The 23,651-nt window shown below is 30.7% G+C and carries 19 protein-coding genes and 1 tRNA gene; 15 read left to right on the top strand and 5 right to left on the bottom strand.

Annotation, left to right across the window (positions count from 1 at the left end; genetic code table 11):
- Window positions 1-201: 201 nt before the first annotated feature.
- Together KO515_RS00655 and rbfA are read right to left on the bottom strand one after the other, a co-directional pair.
- On the bottom strand, window positions 202-1,404 hold the full coding sequence (locus KO515_RS00655) for an ABC transporter permease (RefSeq protein ID WP_215934450.1): 1,203 nt from the start codon (window positions 1,402-1,404) through the stop codon (window positions 202-204).
- Window positions 1,405-1,803: a 30S ribosome-binding factor RbfA gene (gene rbfA, locus KO515_RS00650; RefSeq protein ID WP_178986437.1), complete on the bottom strand. Its 399-nt coding sequence runs from the start codon at window positions 1,801-1,803 to the stop codon at window positions 1,405-1,407.
- Window positions 1,804-1,941: 138 nt separating this feature from the next.
- On the opposite strand from rbfA, the gene mce reads away from it, so the two are divergent.
- From mce to KO515_RS00580, 14 genes are all read left to right on the top strand, one after another.
- Window positions 1,942-2,346, top strand: coding sequence for a methylmalonyl-CoA epimerase (mce, locus tag KO515_RS00645; RefSeq protein ID WP_215934449.1), 405 nt, complete (start codon window positions 1,942-1,944; stop codon window positions 2,344-2,346).
- An 84-nt stretch (window positions 2,347-2,430) separates the two neighbouring features.
- Window positions 2,431-2,504, top strand: a tRNA-Ile gene (locus KO515_RS00640).
- 313 nt (window positions 2,505-2,817) lie between these two features.
- Window positions 2,818-3,717 carry a hypothetical protein gene (locus KO515_RS00635; RefSeq protein WP_215934448.1) on the top strand — a complete coding sequence of 300 codons (900 nt, stop codon included), beginning with the start codon at window positions 2,818-2,820 and terminating at the stop codon, window positions 3,715-3,717.
- A 96-nt stretch (window positions 3,718-3,813) separates the two neighbouring features.
- Window positions 3,814-4,110: a helix-turn-helix transcriptional regulator gene (locus KO515_RS00630; RefSeq protein WP_215934447.1), complete on the top strand. Its 297-nt coding sequence runs from the start codon at window positions 3,814-3,816 to the stop codon at window positions 4,108-4,110.
- A 4-nt stretch (window positions 4,111-4,114) separates the two neighbouring features.
- A complete protein-coding gene (locus KO515_RS00625) occupies window positions 4,115-6,172 on the top strand; it encodes a hypothetical protein (protein ID WP_215934446.1) in 2,058 nt (685 codons plus the stop codon).
- Window positions 6,173-7,465, top strand: coding sequence for a DNA polymerase (locus KO515_RS00620; RefSeq protein ID WP_215934445.1), 1,293 nt, complete (start codon window positions 6,173-6,175; stop codon window positions 7,463-7,465).
- 11 nt (window positions 7,466-7,476) lie between these two features.
- Window positions 7,477-8,343 carry a hypothetical protein gene (locus tag KO515_RS00615; protein WP_215934444.1) on the top strand — a complete coding sequence of 289 codons (867 nt, stop codon included), beginning with the start codon at window positions 7,477-7,479 and terminating at the stop codon, window positions 8,341-8,343.
- Between the two features lie 144 nt (window positions 8,344-8,487).
- A complete protein-coding gene (locus KO515_RS00610) occupies window positions 8,488-9,663 on the top strand; it encodes a site-specific integrase (RefSeq protein ID WP_215934443.1) in 1,176 nt (391 codons plus the stop codon).
- Between the two features lie 77 nt (window positions 9,664-9,740).
- Entirely contained in the window at window positions 9,741-10,337 is a 597-nt protein-coding gene (locus KO515_RS00605; protein WP_215934442.1) for a hypothetical protein, read from the top strand.
- 361 nt (window positions 10,338-10,698) lie between these two features.
- The gene (locus KO515_RS00600) at window positions 10,699-11,154 is read left to right on the top strand and encodes a hypothetical protein (RefSeq protein ID WP_215934441.1); all 456 of its coding nucleotides are present in this window, start codon (window positions 10,699-10,701) and stop codon (window positions 11,152-11,154) included.
- Between the two features lie 342 nt (window positions 11,155-11,496).
- Window positions 11,497-12,162: a hypothetical protein gene (locus tag KO515_RS00595; protein WP_215934440.1), complete on the top strand. Its 666-nt coding sequence runs from the start codon at window positions 11,497-11,499 to the stop codon at window positions 12,160-12,162.
- 217 nt (window positions 12,163-12,379) lie between these two features.
- Window positions 12,380-13,228, top strand: coding sequence for a DUF4007 family protein (locus tag KO515_RS00590; protein ID WP_215934439.1), 849 nt, complete (start codon window positions 12,380-12,382; stop codon window positions 13,226-13,228).
- Entirely contained in the window at window positions 13,221-16,451 is a 3,231-nt protein-coding gene (locus KO515_RS00585) for a hypothetical protein (RefSeq protein ID WP_215934438.1), read from the top strand. Before KO515_RS00590 ends, KO515_RS00585 begins: the two co-directional genes overlap by 8 nt.
- On the top strand, window positions 16,444-17,583 hold the full coding sequence (locus KO515_RS00580) for a phosphoadenosine phosphosulfate reductase family protein (protein ID WP_215934437.1): 1,140 nt from the start codon (window positions 16,444-16,446) through the stop codon (window positions 17,581-17,583). Before KO515_RS00585 ends, KO515_RS00580 begins: the two co-directional genes overlap by 8 nt.
- A gap of 2 nt (window positions 17,584-17,585) precedes the next feature.
- On the opposite strand, the gene KO515_RS00575 is transcribed toward KO515_RS00580, so the two are convergent.
- From KO515_RS00575 to KO515_RS00565, 3 genes are read right to left on the bottom strand one after another with little or no spacing between them, the layout of a single operon-like run.
- Window positions 17,586-18,368 carry a HEPN domain-containing protein gene (locus KO515_RS00575; RefSeq protein ID WP_215934436.1) on the bottom strand — a complete coding sequence of 261 codons (783 nt, stop codon included), beginning with the start codon at window positions 18,366-18,368 and terminating at the stop codon, window positions 17,586-17,588.
- A 3-nt stretch (window positions 18,369-18,371) separates the two neighbouring features.
- A complete protein-coding gene (locus tag KO515_RS00570; RefSeq protein WP_215934435.1) occupies window positions 18,372-19,529 on the bottom strand; it encodes a DUF262 domain-containing protein in 1,158 nt (385 codons plus the stop codon).
- Between the two features lie 17 nt (window positions 19,530-19,546).
- Window positions 19,547-22,060, bottom strand: a complete 2,514-nt coding sequence (locus KO515_RS00565) for a hypothetical protein (protein ID WP_215934434.1) — start codon at window positions 22,058-22,060, stop codon at window positions 19,547-19,549.
- 471 nt (window positions 22,061-22,531) lie between these two features.
- On the opposite strand from KO515_RS00565, the gene KO515_RS00560 reads away from it, so the two are divergent.
- On the top strand, window positions 22,532-23,650 hold the full coding sequence (locus tag KO515_RS00560; protein ID WP_215934433.1) for a T9SS type A sorting domain-containing protein: 1,119 nt from the start codon (window positions 22,532-22,534) through the stop codon (window positions 23,648-23,650).
- The last annotated feature ends 1 nt before the right edge of the window (window position 23,651 follow it).

The following is a 23,651-nucleotide window of genomic DNA, read 5'->3' as shown; positions in this document are numbered from 1 at the left end:
TCTAGTTATGGTTTGTTTTTTATCAGAATAACGATGTGCAACTATAATTCTCGCAAAGTCGCAGAGCGGATAAGTTGATTATGATGACTTTTAAAAATCGCCTTCTTAATTATTATCTGCTAATCGCCATGTAAACGTTGTACAACTCAGTTTAAGCCCTTAATCTATTCGAATAAATCACTATAAATTCGCGTTTAAAAATTAACTCTTTATTAAACTAGGTGTAATGCGTTGAGAAGCAATTTTAGAAGCCATAATACCGAAAGCAAAAATTGTTACTAAAACAACGATGGCATTAAAGAAACTAAGACGAACAGGATAAGCGAGGTCTGGAGTTAACATTACTAATTCAAAACTTTGCTGTAAAAAAACAATAATTAAACCTATTGTAACGCCAATAATCCCACTTACAATGGTCATTAGACTACCTTGTAGAAAAAAGATAGACTTAATAGATTTGGTTTCTGCACCTAAATGAAATAAGGTGTTAAGTGATTTCTTCTTGTCTAAAATCATCATAATAATGGCACCAATAACATTGAATAAAGCAATAATAATTACCAAAGTGAAGATGAGGTAAATAGCGAGGTTTTCGGTATTCAACATTTTGAATAAGGCATCATTCAATTCGGCTCTATTTTTTATATTGAATTTACCTTCGAAGGCAGTTTCAATTTGAGATCTGATAAGGTCTTCATTCGCATCAGGATTCAATTTTATCTCAATAGCACTGCGTTGATCATCTTTGTAACTAAGTAATTGTTTGGCGAGTTTAATATCTGAAAACACATAATTATTATTAAACTGCTCATTGATATCAAATAGGCCAACATTAGTCACATAAACCGAATTATAATACCCTTGAATAGAGGTGGCTTGACCTTTTCCAACCTTAGGAACGTAAAACGAAAGAGGCTTTATATAATCTAGAACACCAAAGGATAAATTATTAGAAATTCCCCAGCCAGAAACAACTTCAGTGCTATTAGGAGTGATCCAATTACCTTTGGTTACCATAGAGTCGATGCTAGTAACATTTGAGTAATTTTTATCGACGCCTTTTAATGTGGCAATTTGGTTTTTATTATCAGTTTTAATGAAAATACGTTCTTCTATGATTTCAGAAGATACAGCAATACCTTCAATTTTTAAGAGGGAAGCATTATCCTTTTCAGACCATTGAAATGACTTTCCTGTTGTAGGAATTAATTTTAAATCAGGATCGACAAATGTGGAAAAATTAAGACTATAATCTTTTAAGCCCGCAAATACAGACAGGACAATAAATAGTGCTGCTGAAGCAATAATCACTCCACCCGAAGCAATTAAGGTCATTATATTAATAGCATTGTTACTGCTTTTAGAAAACAGATAACGTTTTGCTATATATAAAGGGAAATTCACTTAAGATTTTTTACGCTTACCTAATAAATCAGGGTTTTCTAGAGGGTTGTCCTCACCTTTTAGGGAACGTTCAATACCATCAATATATTCTAAAGAATCATCAATAAAAAATTCTAATTGCGGCATACGTCTTAATTGGTGACGTGTACGTTGGGATAACTCGTGTCTAATAAGTGGCTTATTAGATTTAATACCTTCTAATAACGGTTTCGCTTCTTTATTAGGAAAAATACTAAGATAGACCTTAGCTACAGACAAATCTGTGGTCACATTCACTTTACTTACAGAAATGATAACGCCTCGCAAACCACCATCAGTCGCTGCTTTTTGTAATACCTCTGCTAAATCTTGTTGGAGGATACCTCCTATTTTTTTCTGTCTTTGTGTAAATTCTTCCATGATGATTATAATAACTAATCGTTTGCAAAAGTAGAGGATATTTAAGGATTATCTTATTTTTGAGTGTAGAAAATGATAAATAGCACTAATAATTTTGAGTGCTGAATAAAAGAAATACCTGCTTTTGCAGTCAGAATGATGAAAAAGATAGAACATATAGGAATTGCTGTAAAGGATATAGAAACATCGAATGCACTTTTTAAAGCCTTATTTGGTGAAGCGCATTATAAGATTGAAGATGTGGAAAGCGAAGGTGTGAAAACGTCTTTTTTTAAATGTGGACCCAATAAAATTGAATTACTCCAAGCCACCAATGAAGCGAGTCCAATTGCTAAATTCATTGAGAAAAAAGGAGAGGGCATGCACCACATAGCCTTTGCCGTTGATGATATTGAAGCGGAAATACAACGCTTAACGGCAGAAGGTTTTACCATGATTCATAAAAAACCAAAGCAAGGAGCGGATAATAAATTGATTGCTTTTTTACATCCAAAATCCACAAATGGAGTTTTAATTGAGCTGTGTCAAGATATAAAGGATTAAAACGGTTTATTTTTCTTGTAGAGTTTTAAAATATGTAGTAATATTGCACACTCTTTAGTAATAAAGAGATTGACAATTGTCAATGGTCCTATAGCTCAGTTGGTTAGAGCACCTGACTCATAATCAGGTGGTCCATGGTTCGAGTCCATGTGGGACCACTTTTTATACTTTGTAAAGCCTTGATTATCAATAAGATATTCGAGGCTTTTTTTATTGAGCTCAAGTATATGCTCAATCCTTTACTGAAACACCTGCTATTGTTGACTTCCGAGAGATTGTGTTTATTCTCGAAAATAATAATATTGTGATTTTGTGATTAAACTTTTATAAAAGTTAAGTTTTACTTTGTAGCTCTGAAGTATTGTGCCTAAAGAGCTTCTCAAAGTTTCTATTTTTAGCAATCACTCAAATTAACTACATTTGACGAGGTTATAAAATTAAGTAGCCTCACACTAGTCCCATTTTTCCAATATGAGTAGTAGATCTGACAGAACAAAAACAGCAATTACACAAATTACTACAGCATCTGCCGTAAAAGTGTTTAGTTTCATAGATAATCTGTTTGAAAACAAACTTGATAAAGAATATTTTAAACAACATTTCGGGAATTTTGACACTGGAGAACAACACTTTATTTGCAAATATTTAGATATTTATCTTAATAGTTCTGAGAAAAAGTCATTTTTAAGTAAGTGGTTAGATCAACAAGAACAGTCTTATGCAGAAGTAGGAGAAGAGGAACTATTTCATGATTATAAGGAAGAACTTAGACTTAACAGAAGTCGGCTGGTAGCAATCCTCAATTCTTATAAAATAACGGCTGAGAGACGATTTAAAATGTTGTTAATTCATAAAGTCTCTTTTGACCAATATTCTAGTTATTTTAATCAAGGTGAGATCGACTACAAAATACAACTTCACTATAAGCCATCAGATTTTAAAAAGTTTTTTATAAAAACTATGCAAGAGATTATGACAAATCAAGATGCTAATGCGTTTTTCTATAACTCGTTTGAATTTGGGACAAACCTATATTACACAAAACTACTTTATATAGAGTTAGATAATTTAAAGGATATTAAAGAACAAATTGATATCGTTAAAAAACGTTATGATAAGGACTATAAGTATGTCCTCGAAAAAAAACTTAAGGCACATAATGAGAGGATAGAAAAATTAATGAACTCAAGAAAAAATCTATCTGATAAGCAAAAAGAATTTTATTCAAAAACACAATTACAACCACCTACTCTTACTGACTTCGCAAAAATTATGTACAATGCTTTCCCACAAGTTCGTGATAAAGCAATAGGAAAAGATTTAAATACCTTCTTAAAAACCTACGGTTCTAACCTGTTGATTAGGAAATAAAACACCTCTCGTAAAATGTGTAAAAACTCGTAACTATTACGAGAAAGGCAGACGCGCCTAATTTCACAATAAATTTGCTTCATAACACAGAAAGTTATGGAGCAGGACGCACTACAATATCATCTTTACAAAGCTTTTTCGGAATTAGAAAGTCGGATAGCACAGCGTGTTGTCGATGCACTGTCTAAGCAGTCTAATGCTCTAGTTGGAATGCCAATAAAGAGTGAAAAACTTTTAAAAGATGTAGAGTTGTGCGAAGCTCTTCAAATTTCTACAGCTCATTTTTACAAAGTCAAACGCAGATATAAAGACTTCCCTGTCTATGACATTGATGGGGCTAAACGCTACAAACTTTCTGAAGTAGAACATTTCATTAAATCTTTAAAACACTAATAACATGCTACAAACACTTCCTACAGTATATCAAATTATTTCTAAGCCATGGTTTGTCATTGAACAAGGTAAAGACGCAGGTAAAGTTAAAGTCTCAACATTAAATTTTATCAGATTTCTAGGCGAACTAGGGTTTCGTTATGCTTTTATAAATGGTGTTTATCAGATAGTAAGAATAGTTGGCAGTATTGTTTATATAGTGAAGGACCATTCAGAAACTATCACTTTGGTTAGACAATGGTTAGAGGATAATTCCGAGAACAATATGATTGATGGTCTTTATATTGATCAAATTGAAAGTGCTTGGATTAATAAGACACCTCTATTGTTCAGTCCGCTTAACCTTAAGTTTTTACCTACTATTAACATTAACACTCATTTTGATACTGAGGATAGTTGTTTTCTATACTTCAAAAATACCGTTGTCAAGATCACCAAGGACGGTTTTGAGCTTATTGATTACAAAGACCTAGATGGATATGTTTTCCAAGAGCAGATTATCAAAAAACATTTTAATCCCAAAAAAGTCAAGAAACTATTTCGTAACACCAATTTTTCCAAATTCATCTACAATATATCGGATAAGAAAATACAGCGATCTAAAGCGTTTTTATCTTTAATAGGTTATCTACTTCATCGATTCAAAAAGGCGTCAAATACCAAGGCTATTATTCTGTTAGATCAGTCTATAAATGAGCTTAACGCAGCTCAAGGAGGAACAGGTAAAAGTCTTTTAATTAAGACGTTGAGTTATTTTAGGGAGTTGTGTGAACTTCCAGGAAAGGACTTCAGTAGTAACAATCAATTTTCTTTTCAAAGAGCGACACCATCAACCAATATTATTTCAATTAATGATGTCAAGGCTAATTTCAATTTTGAAAGTATGTATGGTCGCGTAACAGATAACTTTACCATAAATAGAAAGTACAAACACGAGATAGAAATTCCTTTTGAGCGTTCTCCAAAAATAGTTTTATCATCTAATTTTATGATTAAGGCACCTTCTGGGCATAGTACCGAACGTCGTAAATATGAAATAGAACTATCTGAACATTATGGATCTCATTTAACTGTATATGATGAATTTCAACAACAGTTCTTTGAAGATTGGGATGAATTTGAATGGAATGAAGTAACACTATTCATTATCTTTTGTATTCGATATTACTTAAACCACGGACTTGTTGATGCTAATCCTGTAAACCTTATTGAGCGAAGACTGATTAATGAATTAGGCGCAGACCTTTTAGACTTTTTGGATGAAAAGTTTGATCAAAAATCTAAACATCATAAAAAGGAACTGTTTAACGAGTTCAAAAATGGCGGCTATGTTGATAGACGTTATGCTCCGACACAGCGCACTTTTACTGTAAAACTAAAGAAATACTGTGAATACAAGAATTTATCTTATAAAGAGACGCCTTCAAATTCTAAGGCATTCTTTGAAATTATTACGCAAGAAGCTGAACAAACACTATTAACAATTGAAGATGTTGATACCGATTATAAAACAGTCGATACACCCAACAAAATGACTCGTCTGGTTAACAAAATGATAAAACATTTTAAAGATCATTCAGATGAGGTTTTAGCTGTTGATTTGGAAACGACAGGATTTGATTGTTTTCAGGATGATATTGTGTGTATGTCATTGACGTTTAAAAAGCGCACGGGCTATAACATTGTATTTCCAAAACATAAAGCCAAAGCATTATTGTTTATAGAACCATTACTTACGTTTTTAACGGCAGAGCATATTACTAAAGTGTTCCACAATGCCAAATTCGATCTTAAATTCTTACATCGCTATGGAATACCTGTTTTAGGACGTTTTGAAGACACCATGATACTTGACCATTTCTTAGACCCTAATCGAAAAAAACATGGTTTAAAGGAAATTTCAGAATTGCATTTAGGGTATAGACAAATCAACTTCAAGCAAATGACAGGTGGTAAATTAATTACTGAAGTACCTACTGATGAGTTAACCAAATACGCTTGTGAGGACACGGATCTTACCTATCAATTATACCATTTTATAGCTAATAAATTAAATAAATAAATGATGAACCAAGATATACTAGACTTAGAATATAAAACCCTTCATGTTGTAATGAAGATGGAACTTGATGGTGTAAAGATAGACGTTAAAAAATGTAAACAAACTCTTAAGCAGCTCAAGAAATTCAATGAAAAATTAATACGACAAATACAAGCTTTTACTGAAGATGAAATTAACCTAGAGAGTCCTCCACAATTACACAAACTATTGTTTGAGACACTTCAGTTACAGCCTAAAATTGATAAAGTTGGTAAGAACGGTTGCTATTCCACGGATAAATCACACTTGAAAAAGTTAATAAATCAGCATGAGATAGTTCCATTATTGTTGGATTATCGTAAAACCATTAGTCTAATAAACTTCTGTAAACAACTGCAGAATGTTAATCCAATAACTAAAAGGCTCCACGGTCAATTTAATCAATCAGGCACAGCAACAGGACGGTTCAGTTGTAGTAAGCCTAATTTACAGAACATACCCAATGTCAAGCTTAATGACGGAGAAATCAATGAGCTAATAATATTAGAATCAAGATTTAGAGAGATGTTCATTCCCAAGAAAGGTTGCCAGTTTATCTGTGCCGATTATTCTCAGATTGAAATTCGAGTAGTTACTGATATGAGTCAAGATGAATATCTACTAAAAGCATACACCACCAAAGATACCAATGGGAAGAATTTAGATGTACACAGATTAACTGCTTCGGAAGTGTTCAATATTAAATATTCAGAAGTAACTAATGAACAACGTTCCATTGCAAAGAGCATCAATTTTGGATTAATCTATGGTAAAACTGCTTTTGGTTTATCAGCATCACTTACAGAGATTACAGGAAAACCACATTCTGTTGAGCAAGCGCAGGAAATTATGGACGCATATTTTATACGTTTTAGTGGTGTGAAAACCTGCTTGGACAGTTTGATTACTGTTGCAGACAGTAATGGTTATTCAGAGACTATATATGGAAGACGTAGACCAATTCCGCAATTATCATCAAGTAAACTATCAGAACGTAATGCAGGTAAACGTTTGGCTATGAACTCACCAATTCAAGGAACAGCAGCTGACATTATTAAGATGGCCATGGTTGCCTGTGATGAGCAGATAAAAATCAAAAACTTAAAATCAAAATTAGTACTTCAAGTCCACGATGAATTATTATTTGAAGTACCTGATGACGAAATGGGGGTTATGGAAACCTTAGTTAAAAATACGATGGAAAACGTGGTTAGACTATCTATACCATTAGAAGTTGGTTTAGATAAAGGACATAACTGGGCTATGGCTCATTAAACGAAAACAATATGGAACTATTTAACTATCACTATGACTTTATTAAGGTTAAGCTATATAACGTTAATTCAAGTCTTATAAATTGGCATTCGCTAAAGCCTCATAAAAATTTAACCAATCATTATTTATTGGTGTCTGATGGTCAGTTTTTTGATAAGAATTTTGATTTATTTATAGATGGCGGAAAAAACATCACTATTCGTTCAAGTATACCGTATCTCATTTATGGGCATAATTTTAAGGCGTTTGACTCACTAGATTTATTAAAAGCAATGAAATCGTTATCAGACATATTAGGTATTGACTTAACAGAGGCAAAAGTGATAGAATTGGAGTTTGGGGCTTATCAAAAGATTGAAAATTCTTCAAAGGATTATATAAACTCACTTATCGGACTAAAGGATTATAAGTTAGAGAAAGCCACTCCAACAATGAAAATGTTTGGTAATACGAGAGGATTTCACTTGAAAGTATATGATCCTATTGTAAACGCCAAACGTAAGAAGACATTTTCGCTAAGTCAATATCCTAATGGGCATTTAATTAAATATGAAATCAAAGATTTAAAACCAACGCATTTAAAAGTAGAAGAGTTGTGCCTGCCTCAAACCTTTGTTTCCCTTAGTAAAACATTAAATACGTATTTGAAACAGTTGCTCATTAAGAGTGAAGACCAATATCTACCTATTGAAGCCTCAATAAATCACATTCTGTTCGCTACACTTAAAAATGTGGAGCAGGAATTAGGTATTCCTATTTACACTAAAACAACTAGTCTATTAGAAAAAATGGAATTATCACCTTCTCAAAAAAGCAAACGTAAAAAAACGCTACTTGAATTAGAAGCTACTTATAACACAAAACACTTAAAAAGATAACTGATTAATATTTAAACTAGGGACCTTTCGTCAAAATAAGCCGTATGGTTGGTCCCATAAAACTGTAAAATTATGGCAACATTAAAATTTGTACTAAACAAATCGCAACATCAAAAGAAAACTAATAGCCCATAATCTATGCTTATGCTTCGGTATACACATAAGAAAAAGGTAACATATTTTACTACTCACAAAAATATTAGAGATGAGTATTGGGATGCTAAAAACCAAAAAGTTAAAAGGTGCTATTCGGGTTCAGATCGATTCAATATTTATCTAACTACTATAAAGCAAAAGGGGGATGATATTGTTAATGGCCTATTAATTAATGGAGAAGACCCAACTACAACTTATGTAAAGTCTCTTTATAATGAAACAAAATTAGAACAACAGAAGAAAACACAGTACACGTTTTTTGAATATGCAGAACATTACGTTGAAATTAGTAAAAAAAGTAAAAGCGCAGGTACATTAAAAACATATCGTACTGTACTCAATCAATTAAGGAAATATGAGAGATATTCTGCAACACAACTTGATTGGCATAATATCGATATGGATTTCTACTATGACTTCCAAGAGTTTTATACAGGTGTTCAAGGTTTTTTAAACAATGGATTTGGAAGAGTGATTAAAAATATGAAAGTGATATTAAATGATGCTACAGACAAGGGGTATAACACTCACCTGATGTACAAAAACAAGAATTTTAAAACTGTGAGAGAGGAAGTCAATAATATCTACCTCAGTGAAGAAGAGTTACAACGTATGATAGACCTTGATTTAAGTTATAGTAAATCATTGGAACGTGTTAGAGACTTATTCATAGTTGGATGCTATACAGGATTGCGTTTTAGTGATTTCAGCGAACTCAAGAAAGAACATATTGTCGATAACACTTTTAAAGTTAAAACAATTAAAACCAACGATTGGGTAACTATTCCTCTTATGCCTTTTGTCAAGAATATTATGGAAAAATATAAAGACAATGCAAATAGCTTACCAAAATCATGTGTTAATCAAACGATGAATAAACACCTAAAGGAAATAGGTAGACGCGCTAAAATCGATAATAGTTTTTTAAAAGTGAGAACCAAAGGTAGGGAACGTATTGATCAGACATTTTCTAAATATGAACTTATAACTACCCATACTGCAAGACGTTCATTTGCAACTAATATGTTCAAACGAGGTATTCCATCACGAGTAATTATGAACATTACAGGTCACCGAACAGAAAGAGCATTTTCAACTTACATAAAGGTGTCACAGGATGAGAATGCCGAAATGATGCTGAGGTACCTAGAACAATCAGCATAGGTTGATACCTCTTAGCATTTTAAATATAAAAGTAGACGGAACAAATTCAATTTAAAAATCTTTAAAAACTAAACATAATGAGTGGAAAAAGAACCAATTTTAAAGTCATGGGACAAAAAGACTTTATTGCATACTTAGAAGATAGGGACGTTCCATTTACTAGGTTTGATACAACAACCGTATTAGGCGTTAGTGTTACCAAAATTAAACCAAAACATTTCAGACTTGGACCACGAGAGTTTGAAACAAAATCAGGAAATCAGATTGACACAAATACCAAAATGAAAGATATTGAATTAACTACTAAGTCAAAGAATCCGATATCGAAAAAACAATTGATTAGAATTATTGATGAGCGTGTTCAGAATATGGGAACTAAGGGAGTATATCATCCCAAACGTTTAAAACCGAAATGGAACTCGTTGACTGATGATAATGAAAAGCTCGAATTATTTGAAAAATATGTAACGAGCAAAGAATCATCAATTGGTTTTCTAAAACTGATTAAGGTTAATTTATGTCATAAAACATTAGAGGCAGTTATTATTGAATTTCCCACAAGTATTGAGTATTTAAAATCCAATAAGGTAAAATCAATATGTATTGATAAGTTCTCTAAATATAACCATGGAAAACAGTACTTGATTGAAAATGGTATAAAACCTAGTGGTTAAAATTTAGAGTATAAGCCTAAATACAGTAAAATTTATGGTGAAGATTCAGAAGGTATTTTAGTGTTTGACATTATAGATTCAAATACAATTGAATGTAAGACCTCCATACTTAAAGGTAACCAATTTAAAAAGTAAAAGTTTCTTTCAGTGTCTTTTTATTAAAGAGGAAGGTACTCAAAGAAACTTCTGAAGATCTTGCTTTAAGCAGTTCTTCGTACAAAAGAAATACGACATAACCTCTCTATAAAGCTAACTTGCAAGTTATTATTGCTTTTATAGGATAAAGACCACTCTAATAAAAAAGATATGCAACAGTTATCTTTTATGGGTAAAAATGGTGAAGGTTACCAAAACTTTTATCATGGATTTATATAAGGAAACGCAAAACCAAAAAGACATTGCTGACTACAATGTGTATTTACAATTAAAGGAAATACACTATACGAATGAAGCTATTGCCAAACACTTAAGTTATTCTAATGAAGACTTAGGATATCTTATAAGTAGATTTTCGTTCAGAAATAACTTAGAGTATAAGTTACAGGAAAACAAAGGAGAATATTTCTTCAAAGGAACATTCTACATTACGCAATCCGTTCAGAACTTATTGACCACAGATGAAATATTTGAGATCTATACATTTACACAGGATTTAGTTAAACAACATAAGGGTATTGATTATTTACAGTCATATTATCATATTGAACAGGATTGTAAATTATTTTTTATAGATCAATTGAATAAACAGATGATTGAAAGTAACCAGTATTCTAAACTAGACAATTACTGTACGCTAATGTTAGCGAGTGATTATTAGTTTTTATTGATAAAAATGAAAAGCGAATGACTGGCTGTTGTTAGCCGAAGGTGTTACAACAAGTTATTCGCCACTTCTTTTCTTTAATTCTTTTTTTAACTAACTATTTAATTATAAGTGCAAGATTGGTGTATTTGAAAATCACAAATGGTGTGAAATGAAATGGATAATTGGTAATAATGAAATGCAAAATTGGTGTGTTTTGTGAAAATAATGGCATGATTATCAAAAATGAAATGCAAAATTGGTGAATTAACAAAAGTTAGTGATAGTTACATCATAAAATAAAAAAAGGAAGCGTCTTTTTGGGTCGACAGCTTCCTTTTAAAAATTAGTATTAAGATGTACAACAATCTCCATTCTAAAGAGAACAAGCAACTAGTTCTAAAAATTCCTGCAACAATACTTTCAAGTAATGAATTATCGTTTAATGAGAAACTAATTCTAGGGTTAGATTATACTTATCAATCTAAAAAAGGGTATACCAAGCTTACCAATTCAAAAACAGGTCAGCTATTTAATCTTCATCCTAATATTATTTCGTACTGCAGAAAGAATCTTGTTAAAAAAGGATACTTGTTAAAAGATAAATCTAAATACACTTTAACGGATAAACATAAAGAGCATCAGGCTAAGGATAAAAGAGAAATATTCTTGCCTTTTGAGATATACAATCATAAACAATTATCAACAGGAGCGAAACTGTTGTGGGGAGAATACAACTCGCTTAGCAAAGGGAGAAGAGAGTATTTTGCAAAAAGAAGCTATACTTCAAAGAGACTAAATGCTTGTGAAGAAAGTATCACAAATTGGACAAAACAACTTCAGGAATACCAACTACTAAAGAAATACCAACATCGTATAGGGTATTGTAAGAGCCAAAAAGTAATTATTACTTGTGAGTTTAAAAACGGTAATAAGATTTTAGATATAACTCACATTCAAAATTCAAATGGGGAATGGGTATTGAAAAGATCGAAAATACTTGGATTTGAGGAATGGGAATAGCGAGGTTAATACTTTGTGGACTACTTCATATTTCTTTTAACCTGCGTTATTAAAGGGTTCTAGATTAGCAGTTAATAATGAGCTCAATTATATGCTAAAATTGTGTTAGTGAATTTTAGTTTTAACAACCCTATTGTAACTTGTTAATAGTTTTACGCACTAAATATAATCTCTATGAAAATTGTACTTTTACAAAAAATTGATAAGATTAAAAAGTATGAATGATAGACTTATTTTTTCAGGACACGAAACCTTTCCATGTAAAGGTTTATGGTTGAAAAAAGGATATGATTTTGTAAAAAGAGAAGGAAAATTCGTTGATGAAGCATGTATTGATTTAGGTGTAGGAAGAAATATGGTTAGCTCAATTAGATTCTGGTTGAAAGTTTTTTATATTATTGATATTGAAAATGAAGATGCTACTGATATTGCAAATTTTCTATTTAATGACGAAAATGGAAAGGATAAATATCTTGAAAATGAAGTTTCACTGTGGTTATTACATTACTTGCTAGTTGTTAATAATTACTCTTCTATTTATTCAATAATATTTAATCAACTTAGAAAACTAAAACCTGAATTTAATAAAGAGAACTTTCTTACTTATGTTGAAGGTATTGATTCTGGTTTAAATGAAAATACTTTAGCCAAAGACTTTTCAGTATTTACCAGAACCTACTATTCTAAAAACGAAAAGAATATTGAAGATAGTTTTTCTGGAATTTTATCAGATCTTGAGTTAGTTCAGGAAATCAAGAAAAAAGATTCAACTAAATATGTAATTCAGAATAATAAACAAGAGGATATTCCTATTGAGCTTGTGTTATTTATTATTTTAGAGAATAAGGATTATGGTAAATCTATTAGCTTTAAAAATCTTTATAGCGATTTTAATAGTGTGGGTAACATTTTTGCTTTTTCAAAAGATCAACTTGAAAAAAAGCTAATTGGAATATCTGATAAATATGAGAGTATTATATATTCTAATGACTCGGGTATTAAGGAGTTACAATTTAAAAGTAAAAAACCAAATTCATTTGATGTTTTAAGCGAATACTATGGATAACATAAAACAACTATCGTCAGTAAATATTATCAGAGATCAAGATAAATCTATTGAATATATTTCTACTGAAAACTCTAAACGCATTGCTAATTTCATATTGAATGAATTTGACAAAGGAGTTCATAGTTTTAGTATAATTGGTTCTTATGGAACTGGGAAATCTTCATTTTTATGGGCATTCAATAGAAGTATCTCTAACTCAAACAAGGATAATTTTTTTGATTTTAATACTAATAATATACGAAAGACTGAATTCATAAATATCGTTGGAGAGTATAATTCATTAATATCGTATTTTAAGACCTATTTTTCAATAGAAAACAAGTTAAAAGGGAATCAGGAAATTTTTGATTGTATTTATCAGAAGTATGAGAAAGTAAACAAGCAAAATGGCTTTTTGGTAATTTGTATTGATGAGTTAGGTAAATTTTTAGAATATGCATCAAAGCATAATCCTGAAAAGGAAATGTACTTTATTCAACAACTTGCAGAGTTTGTTAATGATTCTAATAGAAATATCATATTGTTGACTTCAGTTCATCAAGCAATAGACTCTTATTCAAATGATTTATCGGACTCACAAAAAAATGAATGGAAAAAAGTAAAAGGAAGGCTTTGCGAAATTACATTTAATGAACCTATTGAACAATTACTTTTTTTAGCATCACAACATTTTAGTTCTAAATACAAGGCTTCAAAAAAGTATATTAGTTATAATGAAAATCTTAATAAGTTTAATCAAAGTAATAATTGTTTTTCAATTTCAAGAGACTATATAAATAATATAGGAAATAACTTATATCCTCTAGATATATTTTCTGCAATTACTTTAACTTATTCCTTACAAAGATATGGTCAAAACGAAAGATCCTTATTTACATTCTTAAATACTTCTGACCATTTAGGCTTAGAGAGTTTAAAAGAAAATGAGTTATTTGATATACCTAAACTCTATGATTATTTACTTGTCAACTTATATTCAATTTTGGTTAGTAAACATAATTCAGATTATACGCAATGGGCTTTAATTAAAAATTCAATAGAAAGAGCTGAAGCAAAAGTTGAGGCTAATCAGAACTTGGCTATTAATCTTTTAAAAACAATTGGCTTATTCAATTTATTTGCAAGTAAAGGAGCGAGTATTAACGAAAAGCTATTGTTAGGATATTTATCATACAGCTACAGTACAAGTGAAATCAAAAAATCACTAAAGAGTTTAGAGAAATTTAAAATAATAAGATTCAATAATTTTAATAATTCGTTCAAACTTTTTGGGGGAACAGATATGGACATTGAGGGAGCTATTTTAAAAGCAAGTGATAGCATTGATGAGAGCCTTGATTTAGTCCATAGATTAAAAGAAGCATTTGATTTTCCTATATTAACTGCTAAAGAAACTTTATATAGAACAGGTACTCCTAGACTGTTTAAATTTAGCATCAGTGAAAACCCATCTTTTGAAATTGCAGAAAACGAAATAGACGGGTTTATTAATCTCATCTTTAATGAAAAACTTTCTGAGGAAGATGTAATTGAGCAAACAACAGGTAAAGATTTGCCAATTTTATATGGTTTATATAAGAATTCTTCAACTATAAAAAAGACACTGTTAGACATTGTTAAAACAGAAAAAGTTTTAAGTGATGTTGATGCTGATGATAAGTTTGCCAAATTAGAATTAAGGAATATTATCAAGAGTCAGAAATCTTTGTTGAATTATTACGTGTTAGATTCTTTGTACTCGAGAAATATTGAATGGTTTTTTAATGGTCAAAGACTTCAAGTTGAAAGTAAACAAAAACTGAATCAAATACTATCAGAAATCTGTACGTCTGTATATCCTAATACTCCTAAAATCAATATGGAGCTCATAAATAGGCATAAAGTTTCTGGCACTATAAATGGGTCTAGAAAATCATATTTTGATAGACTAGTAAATAATTGGAATGAAAAAGATCTTGGATATCCAGAAGATAAATTTCCTTCGGATAAAACTATTTATTGGAGCTTAATTAAAAATAATGGGATTCACAGGATTGAAGATGGAAATTATGTGTTGATTTCGCCCAATAGTGATGATGAAAACTTTATAAAAGTATGGCAAGAGTGCGAGTTGTTTTTGCAAGAGGCTAAAAAGGAACAAAGACCAATAACAGACTTAATAAACACTTTAAAGCAGAAGCCTTATAAACTGAAACAAGGTATTATTGATTTTTTAATACCGACCTTTTTATTTGTAAGAAGAGGAGATTTTGCACTTTACAATGTAGATGGCGGCTATATGCCTTATATTAATGAAACAATACTTTATTTAATAACTAGAAACCCTCATGAATACACAGTAAAATCTTTTGAGTTAGATAATTTACGTTTGAATTTATTCAATAAATATAGAGTTTATCTTAATCAGGATATGGAGGACTCTATGACTAATGAGTCTTTTATTGAAAGTGTAAGACCTTTTTTGATATTATATAAAGGACTTACCGATTATTCAACTAGAACAAAGAGACTTTCACAAGAAGCCTTGAAGTTAAGAAGCGCTATATCTCATGCCGAAGATCCTGAAAAAATATTCTTCGAACAATTTCCAACAGCGTTAGGTTATAATGTTAAAGAGCTTATTGAGAATGAACAGTTGTTTGATGAGTATATCATTAAATTTCAGAAAACCATTTTGGAAGTAAAGGATTCTTATAAGGAATTATTAAACCGATTTGAAAACTTTATAACATTAGAGGTTTTAGGAAGTAAGAACGATTTTCCTAAATATAAAACTTTATTACAGAGACGATTTGTTTCATTAAAAGAGCACCAGATTTTACCTTCACAAAAGACTTTTATGTTAAGAGTAAATTCTGATCTCGATGATAGAGACAGTTGGTTGAATTCGATCTGTTTTTCATTATTGTCAAAACCCTTAGATAGAATATCAGATAAGGATGAAGACATTTTAAAGGAAAAATTAAGTTTCATAGTTAAGGAGTTAGATAATTTATGTGAGATAAAAAATGTTAACTTTGATGAAAGTGAAGAAGAAATTTATAAGATAGACTTTACATCTCAAAATCAAGGATTGAAAAATCACTTGGTGCGTATATCGAAACAGCAAAAAGAAGAAGTTAAAAAATCAATTGTTGTAATAGAGAATAGTTTAGGTGATGATAAACAATTGAGAATAGCTGTCTTATCAGAATTATTGAAAAAGGAATTAAATGAGTAAATTAGATCATGTATTAGGTATTTCTGGAGGAAAAGATAGTGCTGCATTAGCCATATATCTAAAAGACAAATATCCTAGTTTTAACTTTAAATACTATTTCACTGATACAGGTAAGGAACTTGATGAAACTTATCAATTGATAGATAATTTAGAAAGCTACTTAGGTATTGAGGTTAATAGACTTGAAGACGAAAAAATCACTAGTACTAATGAAGATCCTTTTGATTTTCATTTCAAATCTTTTAGAGGTTACCTTCCTTCTCCACAAGCAAGATGGTGTACAGCATTAATGAAACTAAAACCTTTTGAAAAATTTGTTAGTGGTAACCCAACGGTCTCTTATGTTGGAATAAGAGGAGATGAACAACGAGAGGGTTACATATCTAGAGAAAATAATATTCAATCCATATTTCCTTTTAGAAGAAATATCTGGAGTCAAGATGTTTTAGAAAAGATTTTTAATCCTGAAAATCAAGAACAGTTATTAAGTTATTATAGCCAATTTATAAAAGGCAATAAATTAGATAAAATTGAAGCCATTTTTTCTAAGCCAATTTCGTTTAATAGAAATTATAGATTAGAGAAAGAACGCATTATTAGAGAGAAATTAGAGGTCTTGCTAGGTTTTGGAGTTGCAGAATATAATAAAAGTGTTTTTCAGTATTTAAAAACCACTGATTACCCTTTGTCTATTGAAGACGATTACCCTTTATTAGAAAATGAAGATAACTTGGTGAGAGCTGATATCTTTAGGATTCTTGAAGAAAGTGGTGTAGGTGTACCTGCATACTATAATAAAGTTAAGTATGAAGTTGATGGGCAAGTTGGTGAATATGCAAGAAGTAGATCTGGTTGTTATTTTTGTTTTTTTCAACAAAAAATAGAATGGGTTTGGTTGTATGAACAGCATCCAGAGAAATATAAAGAGGCAATGAAGTATGAAAATGAAGACGAGCATTTTACGTGGATACCAAATGAGTCTCTAACAGAGCTTATGCAACCCGAAAGAATTAAAGGAATTAAGTTAGACCATATAAGACGTACAAATAAGCTAAAATCTAAAGACTCTAAATTTTTATTAGATATATTAGATGATACTGAGAGTGATGCTTGTACGGCTTGTTTTATTTAGATTTAATTACTAGTCTGAGCTATATGAATAGGACAAACACTTTTAATTGCTCTTCCAAATTCTATAAAAAACAATATATAGTCAATTCCACTTTGGTTTGAAATCCATGTAATAGCTCCAGATGAATGAGCAACATTATTTCTCATGTCCATAAATGTATTTAGTTTTCCTTTGCATTCTTTCGCCGTTTTGGAGACATCAGCACCATCAAATAGTTGTCTCATATTAGCTTGAGAGCAGATATCTTCCCAAATATTCTTGTAATTAATTTTTGAAAATAATTCTGTAATAACGTCAGCTCTCATGTTTCTTTCCGTTATTGACATGCATTGATAATTTATGATGTCCAATTTGTTGTCATGAATATTGTGGTATAGATTTTTGATAAAAGAATCTCTTGCCCCCTCTCCATGGCTATATTTTCTAGGATTTTGAACGACTTTGGATGTGTCATTTATTAGACTCTCTTGAAACTTACTTGGCAAAGCTTTGAATGTTGTGTGTTTTTTTGCAATTTGTGTAGACGTTTCTTCCATTATTGTCTTTGCATAGTTTTCAAATCTTCCTGCAACATATAACATTAAAATCGTAGGAATTCTGGTATTACCTCTTCTGTTGAGCTTAATCTTCTCGCTTAATTCAATACTGTTTTTTAAGAATTCTTCAGTATTATCGGCGAATTCAGAATGTGATACTTGAGCAAACGTTTCTAAACTTGAAAATAAATCAATGGTATTTTTAACTTCAAGTAAGTCTTTTTCGAAATCTATAAATATTTCTTCCATTAATTACATTATTTGAGTTAAAACATCTTTGGCTTTATTAACCCGATGAATAATATTATCTATGGAATTACCTTTTGAAATTATCTTATCATATTCGTCATCGTCTTCTAATAGTTTAGAAATATTACTTTTCACTATATTTTGAGATTGGACTTCCTCCTCATCTATATATGAATATGCGACTAAAATGCTGTCATATAAATTTCGTGCTTTTTTTGAAGGATTTAATTGTGTGTTGAGAATTATTTCAACACCAAATTTATCCACTAAGCCGTTAACAGAATTTAAAAACAGCTGTCTAGAATAATCTAATGATTCTATGTCATCATCCTTGTGAATATTCATTGTTTCGTCTAATAAGAACTTCATTGATCCTTCTTGAATATTACCGTCATAAACCTCTTTAATAGCAAAAAAGCGTAATACTAATTCGCAATCCATCATGGATTTGTAAAGTGGATTATTCTTTAATTTCTTTAACCCCTTAGCATCATCATCATTTTCGGGTATTGGTATGTTCCAAAGACTTCTAAATGAATCGTTAGATGACAACTCCATTATTAAGTCGTTAAATTTACTTGCATAAGTAGCATTTCTTAATTCTTGACCATTCAACTTTATACCACCAGTATTAAGTCGATCAAATAGAATCATTCGTAAATCATATTTATCGAATTCCATTGATTCAATAAGTAAAATTGTAGCGGTTATTGTCCTTCTGAAAAACAGCCTTTTAGTAGTGTCATCTAAGTCACTAAAGCGTGACCCGTTAAAATTTTTCAAAAATTCAAGTCCTGTAAGTTTAAATTCATTATTGTGAAAAGCTTTAATGGCTTCTAATCTTTGTTTTCCATCAATAACTTCATATTCATAGTAGGCTTTTTCATATAGGAAAATAGGTGGAACAGGAATGTTCATTAGAAATGATTCAATTAATTTGGACTGTTGTTTTTTTGTCCATCTAGATCTTCTTTGGTATTCAGGGCCTAAATCAATGTTTTTATTCAATGAAGAAATTAAATTGTCTAAGTTGTAATCTTGGTTCTGTTTAATTACTCTTAAGCTTTCGATATTTATTTCACGAGTTGTATTCTCTGTAATTTGAGAATCTTGCTGATTCCAACTAGTTATTTCTTCATCAGTTATTTCTTGATTTTCCATATTTTCGTTTTTTAAATTTAATCTGCTAAACCTTGCATCATTTCTTCCATGCCACCAAAATTAAGAATAAATGTAGAGTAATAGTGATCGAACAGATCTTTTAGATATTGTCCTAAATCTACTTCTTCAAATAGATTGGTGTTTTCGTTCTTTTGGTTAATTTGATAACCTCTGTTTTTGGTAATAGTATATAGGAACAAAGTATGGAAATAGACAGCAGTATAGTACTTTCTATTGGCTACTTCAATTTGATCTTCATTTGGATTACTATATTTAGATTTGAAGTTTTTTAATACAGTACTATCCATATTAATAAAAATACTATTTAAGTTGTCTCCCTCTGCTTCTGGTACCATTACAGTTTTATAGTCCATTTCTAAGCTTGTCGCTTGTTCAACATCTTCCCAAGAGACTATATCTTCCCCTTTGTCTTCATTGTTTTTATATGCAAAAACCATTTTCGGTAGTCCTAAAGGTTCATTATCATCTTCATTTTTTGGTGTTTTTTCTTTTTTCTTTTCAGGGTCAGATATTTTTACCCAAAAGATTTCGTCAAAATCGCCATTAGGTGAGGTTAAAGACACTTTTAACTGAACAGCATTACCAACTTTAAGTTCCTCTTTTGGATTAAGGTTAACTCTTATAGTTCCTTTGTTAGGGCTACTTTTATTTACATTGAAGAGGTCGCTAACTTCTTTTGGTTCTCCAACTTGATTTCCTCCTTTGGTTTCATTTTCTTTAATTTTCAGAACAGCTATTTTGAGTTCTCCAGGTTCATCGGTACGATCAAAATAATCGTTTGCACAATCTGTACTAAAACGAATAGTTTTCTCGCCATTCAGAGGTATTTTCGCAACCTCAGTATCTCCTTTAGCTTTAGAATTTACTTTAAATTGAGATGGAAATCGTTGAGGTAAAAATGGGGTTTCAGTCTTTTTAGAGTCAGATTTTTTCCTCTCTTGTTTATTCTTTGTGTCCTTTTTCAAATCTAACTTAAAGGTGTCACCAAGCAACTTCATTAGATCTGAATTTAGAGGTAAGTTTTTAGTGAAATTCTTAAGAAGCTGATTTGTGTTAGTTGATGTATCAACATTTACAGCTTGTCTTCTAAATTTTTGTATTTCACTTAGTCTACCATCTTTTGCACTCAACTTAGAAGCTAAATAATGTCTTAATTGTTGAGTCTCTTCACCATCTTTTAATCGATCTCTAGAAGCCATGAAAAGTTCTTTTCTAAACTCATACTTCATTTCTGTACAATCAACATGAATCAAAAGATGACTCTTTAATAGATTAAGTTTTAAAGAACGAGTGATAAACTCTGAGGTATAAAAACCATGAACTTGACCATTCATTGAGAACATGACATTCATACCATTCTTAAAATATCGTCTACCAATTTCATCTTTAGTTTTCTTTAAATCAAAGTCTTTTACTTTGATATTAAAAACAAAACATGAAACTTTCATCTTGCCAAATAACTCATCTTCAAAGGTCTCAGAAAACTGATCAGATATATAATCTCCTTTTTCTTTTTGAAGTCTTCTTTTTAGTCCGAAAAGATCATTTGAAAGCACTTTATTATTTGGATATCTTTCAGTTGTATCTTTAGTTAGCATTGGAAGGGCTGGACTAAAGAGGAACTCATTAATACTTTGGTTTAAATCTTGTGCAAATCCAGAATATCCTTTTGGAAACTGATAAGAGTACATTTTAATTATTGTACCAGTTTTAAATACTCTGTTCTCTAACCCTAAATCAAGATTATCTATTTTAAATGATGGTATTTTACCGTCTATTAGCAAGTATTCATACCAAGTCTCTTTGGCTTGATCATTTTCAGTTTTAGGGTGTTCTCTAATCAATGTAAAGCCAAAATCACCTGTGTTGTCGAATCTTTTGGAAGCTATAAGCTGATACCTTTTTTTGCCACAAAAAACAATAGCACCACTTCCTCCCATATTATACTTTCCTTGTACAAAATGGACATTGTTTTTATTTCCTCTTAAAAGAGAAAGGAAAGTGTCTTCAAATTTTTCTGGGTGTTGTCCCTCACCATTATCGTATATAATTACGGACGTTGGATATTGTTTTTTCTGATTTCTCGGTCCTTTTCCATCAGCAATAATTTGTATTTCTTCTGCTTGTGATTTTCTAAATTCTCTTAAATCCCAATTATTATTTGGGTAGAATGACTCAATTGCTTCCTCCATAGTCTTCGGAGCATCTTTTGATTTAGGGTCAATTCCTAGTTCCCAACATTTTTTTGTCAGCAATGCATCAATTGAGTTTGTGGTTTTTTCTATGAGAGCAGCAATTGGACTAGACTGTTGGTTTTTTACAACACCATAATTACTTTTGTTATTTCCTAACGGCTTCCAGTTAGTATTATCGAAGATTGTACTGTTTGCTTCAATAACAGATTGTAATTCTAATTCGTCTTTTGCATTAAAGATTTGCAGGAATAGCTCTTTTTTATCAGTAGTTTCGAAAGTTTGATTGAAAAGAGTGTTTGATTCTGAGTCCTTCATATTTGTCATTATAGTCTTTAAACAAATGTAGTGAAAAGTGAAAATTTAGAGATGTAGTTAATCGGATATATATGTGATTTTGAAGAGTGTAGGTGGTTGTTTTTTTCGTTTATTGATTAATTTTGAAGTGTTTGTAGCGTAAGAATTAATATAAGAAGGTTTAGCAAAATTTTAATTGCAAAAATTTTGGTTTGACTATTTCTCAAATCTTTTAATACTTTGTGTAGAAAAATAGGGGATGAACAGTTTTTGTCAAACACTTTGGGTTTATTTAAGAAGCCTCTAAATTCTTTGACTGGAGTTTTAAACGCAAATTAAATTAAATAGAAAACAATTTTTATTGATTTTTTTATTAACTTTAAGTGCTATTATTCAACATTATACATTTAATTAATTCTAGTTTGATAAATATTTTAGATTAAAATTTGCCTAAAAAGGCTATCTATATTAATCAATTTAAATCTATCAACTATGAATTTAAAAATTCTACTCAGGTGTATCTTATGCACCATCGCTTTTAGTTTTACTGGAGAGCTCTTTTCTCAAAATTTACTAGACACGTCCACATGGACTGTTGGTTCTGGAAATGTTGCTGGATTTAATATTAGTGGTACAGCTAATAAAAACATCAGAGAATTAGGTACTAATCATAACAATGATGAAGTTGTTTTATGGAAAGCAGTGCCCGATTCAAACAATAATCTTGATGGAGGTTGGGAATCGGATTATATAACTATTAATAATTCAAATACATATAGGTTATCTGTTTGGATAAAAAAGACGAATTCAAACGATGGCTATACCTATTTTGGAACACACAGTATAACAGGTGGGACTCAAAATGTTACAGGACTTAACGGTAATTTTAGTCCCTATCCATTTTTTTGGTATGGAGATTTACCTGAACTGAATAGATGGTATTTATTAGTTGGTTTTGTTCACGATAAAAATCATTTGTCAACTATTAACGAAGGGAAAATCTATGATGGTGTTACAGGTGAAGCTGTGTTAACTATTACTGATTTTAAGTTTAACTCTAATGCAACAACTTTAATGCATAGAGCTTATTTACATTCTGATTCAAATATTTATGATAGACAATACTTTTGGAATCCAAGAATAGATAGAGTGGATGGAGGAGAAATTCCCATCAATGATTTATTAAGTATAAGTCAAAATCCTAAATTATTATTTACATACGATAATGCAGGCAATCAAAAACAACGGTTTTATTGTGCAGTCCAAGGATGCTCAATACCTGACCCTCCTGTTGGTAGAGCCGCAAATGAGACTTTAGAATCAATAGAAGAATTAATTGAGGTTGAAGATTTAAGTGATGAGATAAAAGTAACTCTTTATCCTAACCCTACAAGCGGTTTAGTGCAGATAAGCTTAAATAATCCGTCTGCAATAAGTTTTTCTCACGATGTAAATATATACAATAATGTAGGCATCTTGGTTAATACTATATCTAGTGGCTCTAAAACTGAATTAAAAATTGATTTAACAAATTTATCTTCAGGAACGTACTTGGTTCACATACATTTAAGTAATGGCACAAGTATCACTAAACAAATCATTAAAAACTAAC

Origin of the sequence: Winogradskyella psychrotolerans (genome assembly GCF_018860545.1) — a bacterium.
Classification (GTDB): domain Bacteria; phylum Bacteroidota; class Bacteroidia; order Flavobacteriales; family Flavobacteriaceae; genus Winogradskyella; species Winogradskyella psychrotolerans_A.
This window is presented reverse-complemented; position numbering and strand designations above follow the sequence as displayed.

Bases quoted from the DNA above. Each gene is read 5' to 3' on its own strand.
- KO515_RS00570 (WP_215934435.1), bottom strand. From the start codon at position 19,529: ATGGAAAATCAAGAAATAACTGATGAAGAAATAACTAGTTGGAATCAG.
- KO515_RS00590 (WP_215934439.1), top strand. From the start codon at position 12,380: ATGAATGATAGACTTATTTTTTCAGGACACGAAACCTTTCCATGTAAA.
- KO515_RS00625 (WP_215934446.1), top strand. From the start codon at position 4,115: ATGCTACAAACACTTCCTACAGTATATCAAATTATTTCTAAGCCATGG.
- KO515_RS00595 (WP_215934440.1), top strand. From the start codon at position 11,497: ATGTACAACAATCTCCATTCTAAAGAGAACAAGCAACTAGTTCTAAAA.
- mce (WP_215934449.1), top strand. From the start codon at position 1,942: ATGAAAAAGATAGAACATATAGGAATTGCTGTAAAGGATATAGAAACA.
- KO515_RS00610 (WP_215934443.1), top strand. From the start codon at position 8,488: ATGCTTCGGTATACACATAAGAAAAAGGTAACATATTTTACTACTCAC.
- KO515_RS00560 (WP_215934433.1), top strand. From the start codon at position 22,532: ATGAATTTAAAAATTCTACTCAGGTGTATCTTATGCACCATCGCTTTT.
- KO515_RS00565 (WP_215934434.1), bottom strand. From the start codon at position 22,060: ATGAAGGACTCAGAATCAAACACTCTTTTCAATCAAACTTTCGAAACT.
- KO515_RS00605 (WP_215934442.1), top strand. From the start codon at position 9,741: ATGAGTGGAAAAAGAACCAATTTTAAAGTCATGGGACAAAAAGACTTT.
- KO515_RS00635 (WP_215934448.1), top strand. From the start codon at position 2,818: ATGAGTAGTAGATCTGACAGAACAAAAACAGCAATTACACAAATTACT.
- KO515_RS00580 (WP_215934437.1), top strand. From the start codon at position 16,444: ATGAGTAAATTAGATCATGTATTAGGTATTTCTGGAGGAAAAGATAGT.
- KO515_RS00585 (WP_215934438.1), top strand. From the start codon at position 13,221: ATGGATAACATAAAACAACTATCGTCAGTAAATATTATCAGAGATCAA.
- KO515_RS00630 (WP_215934447.1), top strand. From the start codon at position 3,814: ATGGAGCAGGACGCACTACAATATCATCTTTACAAAGCTTTTTCGGAA.
- KO515_RS00575 (WP_215934436.1), bottom strand. From the start codon at position 18,368: ATGGAAGAAATATTTATAGATTTCGAAAAAGACTTACTTGAAGTTAAA.
- KO515_RS00615 (WP_215934444.1), top strand. From the start codon at position 7,477: ATGGAACTATTTAACTATCACTATGACTTTATTAAGGTTAAGCTATAT.
- KO515_RS00620 (WP_215934445.1), top strand. From the start codon at position 6,173: ATGATGAACCAAGATATACTAGACTTAGAATATAAAACCCTTCATGTT.
- rbfA (WP_178986437.1), bottom strand. From the start codon at position 1,803: ATGGAAGAATTTACACAAAGACAGAAAAAAATAGGAGGTATCCTCCAA.
- KO515_RS00600 (WP_215934441.1), top strand. From the start codon at position 10,699: ATGGATTTATATAAGGAAACGCAAAACCAAAAAGACATTGCTGACTAC.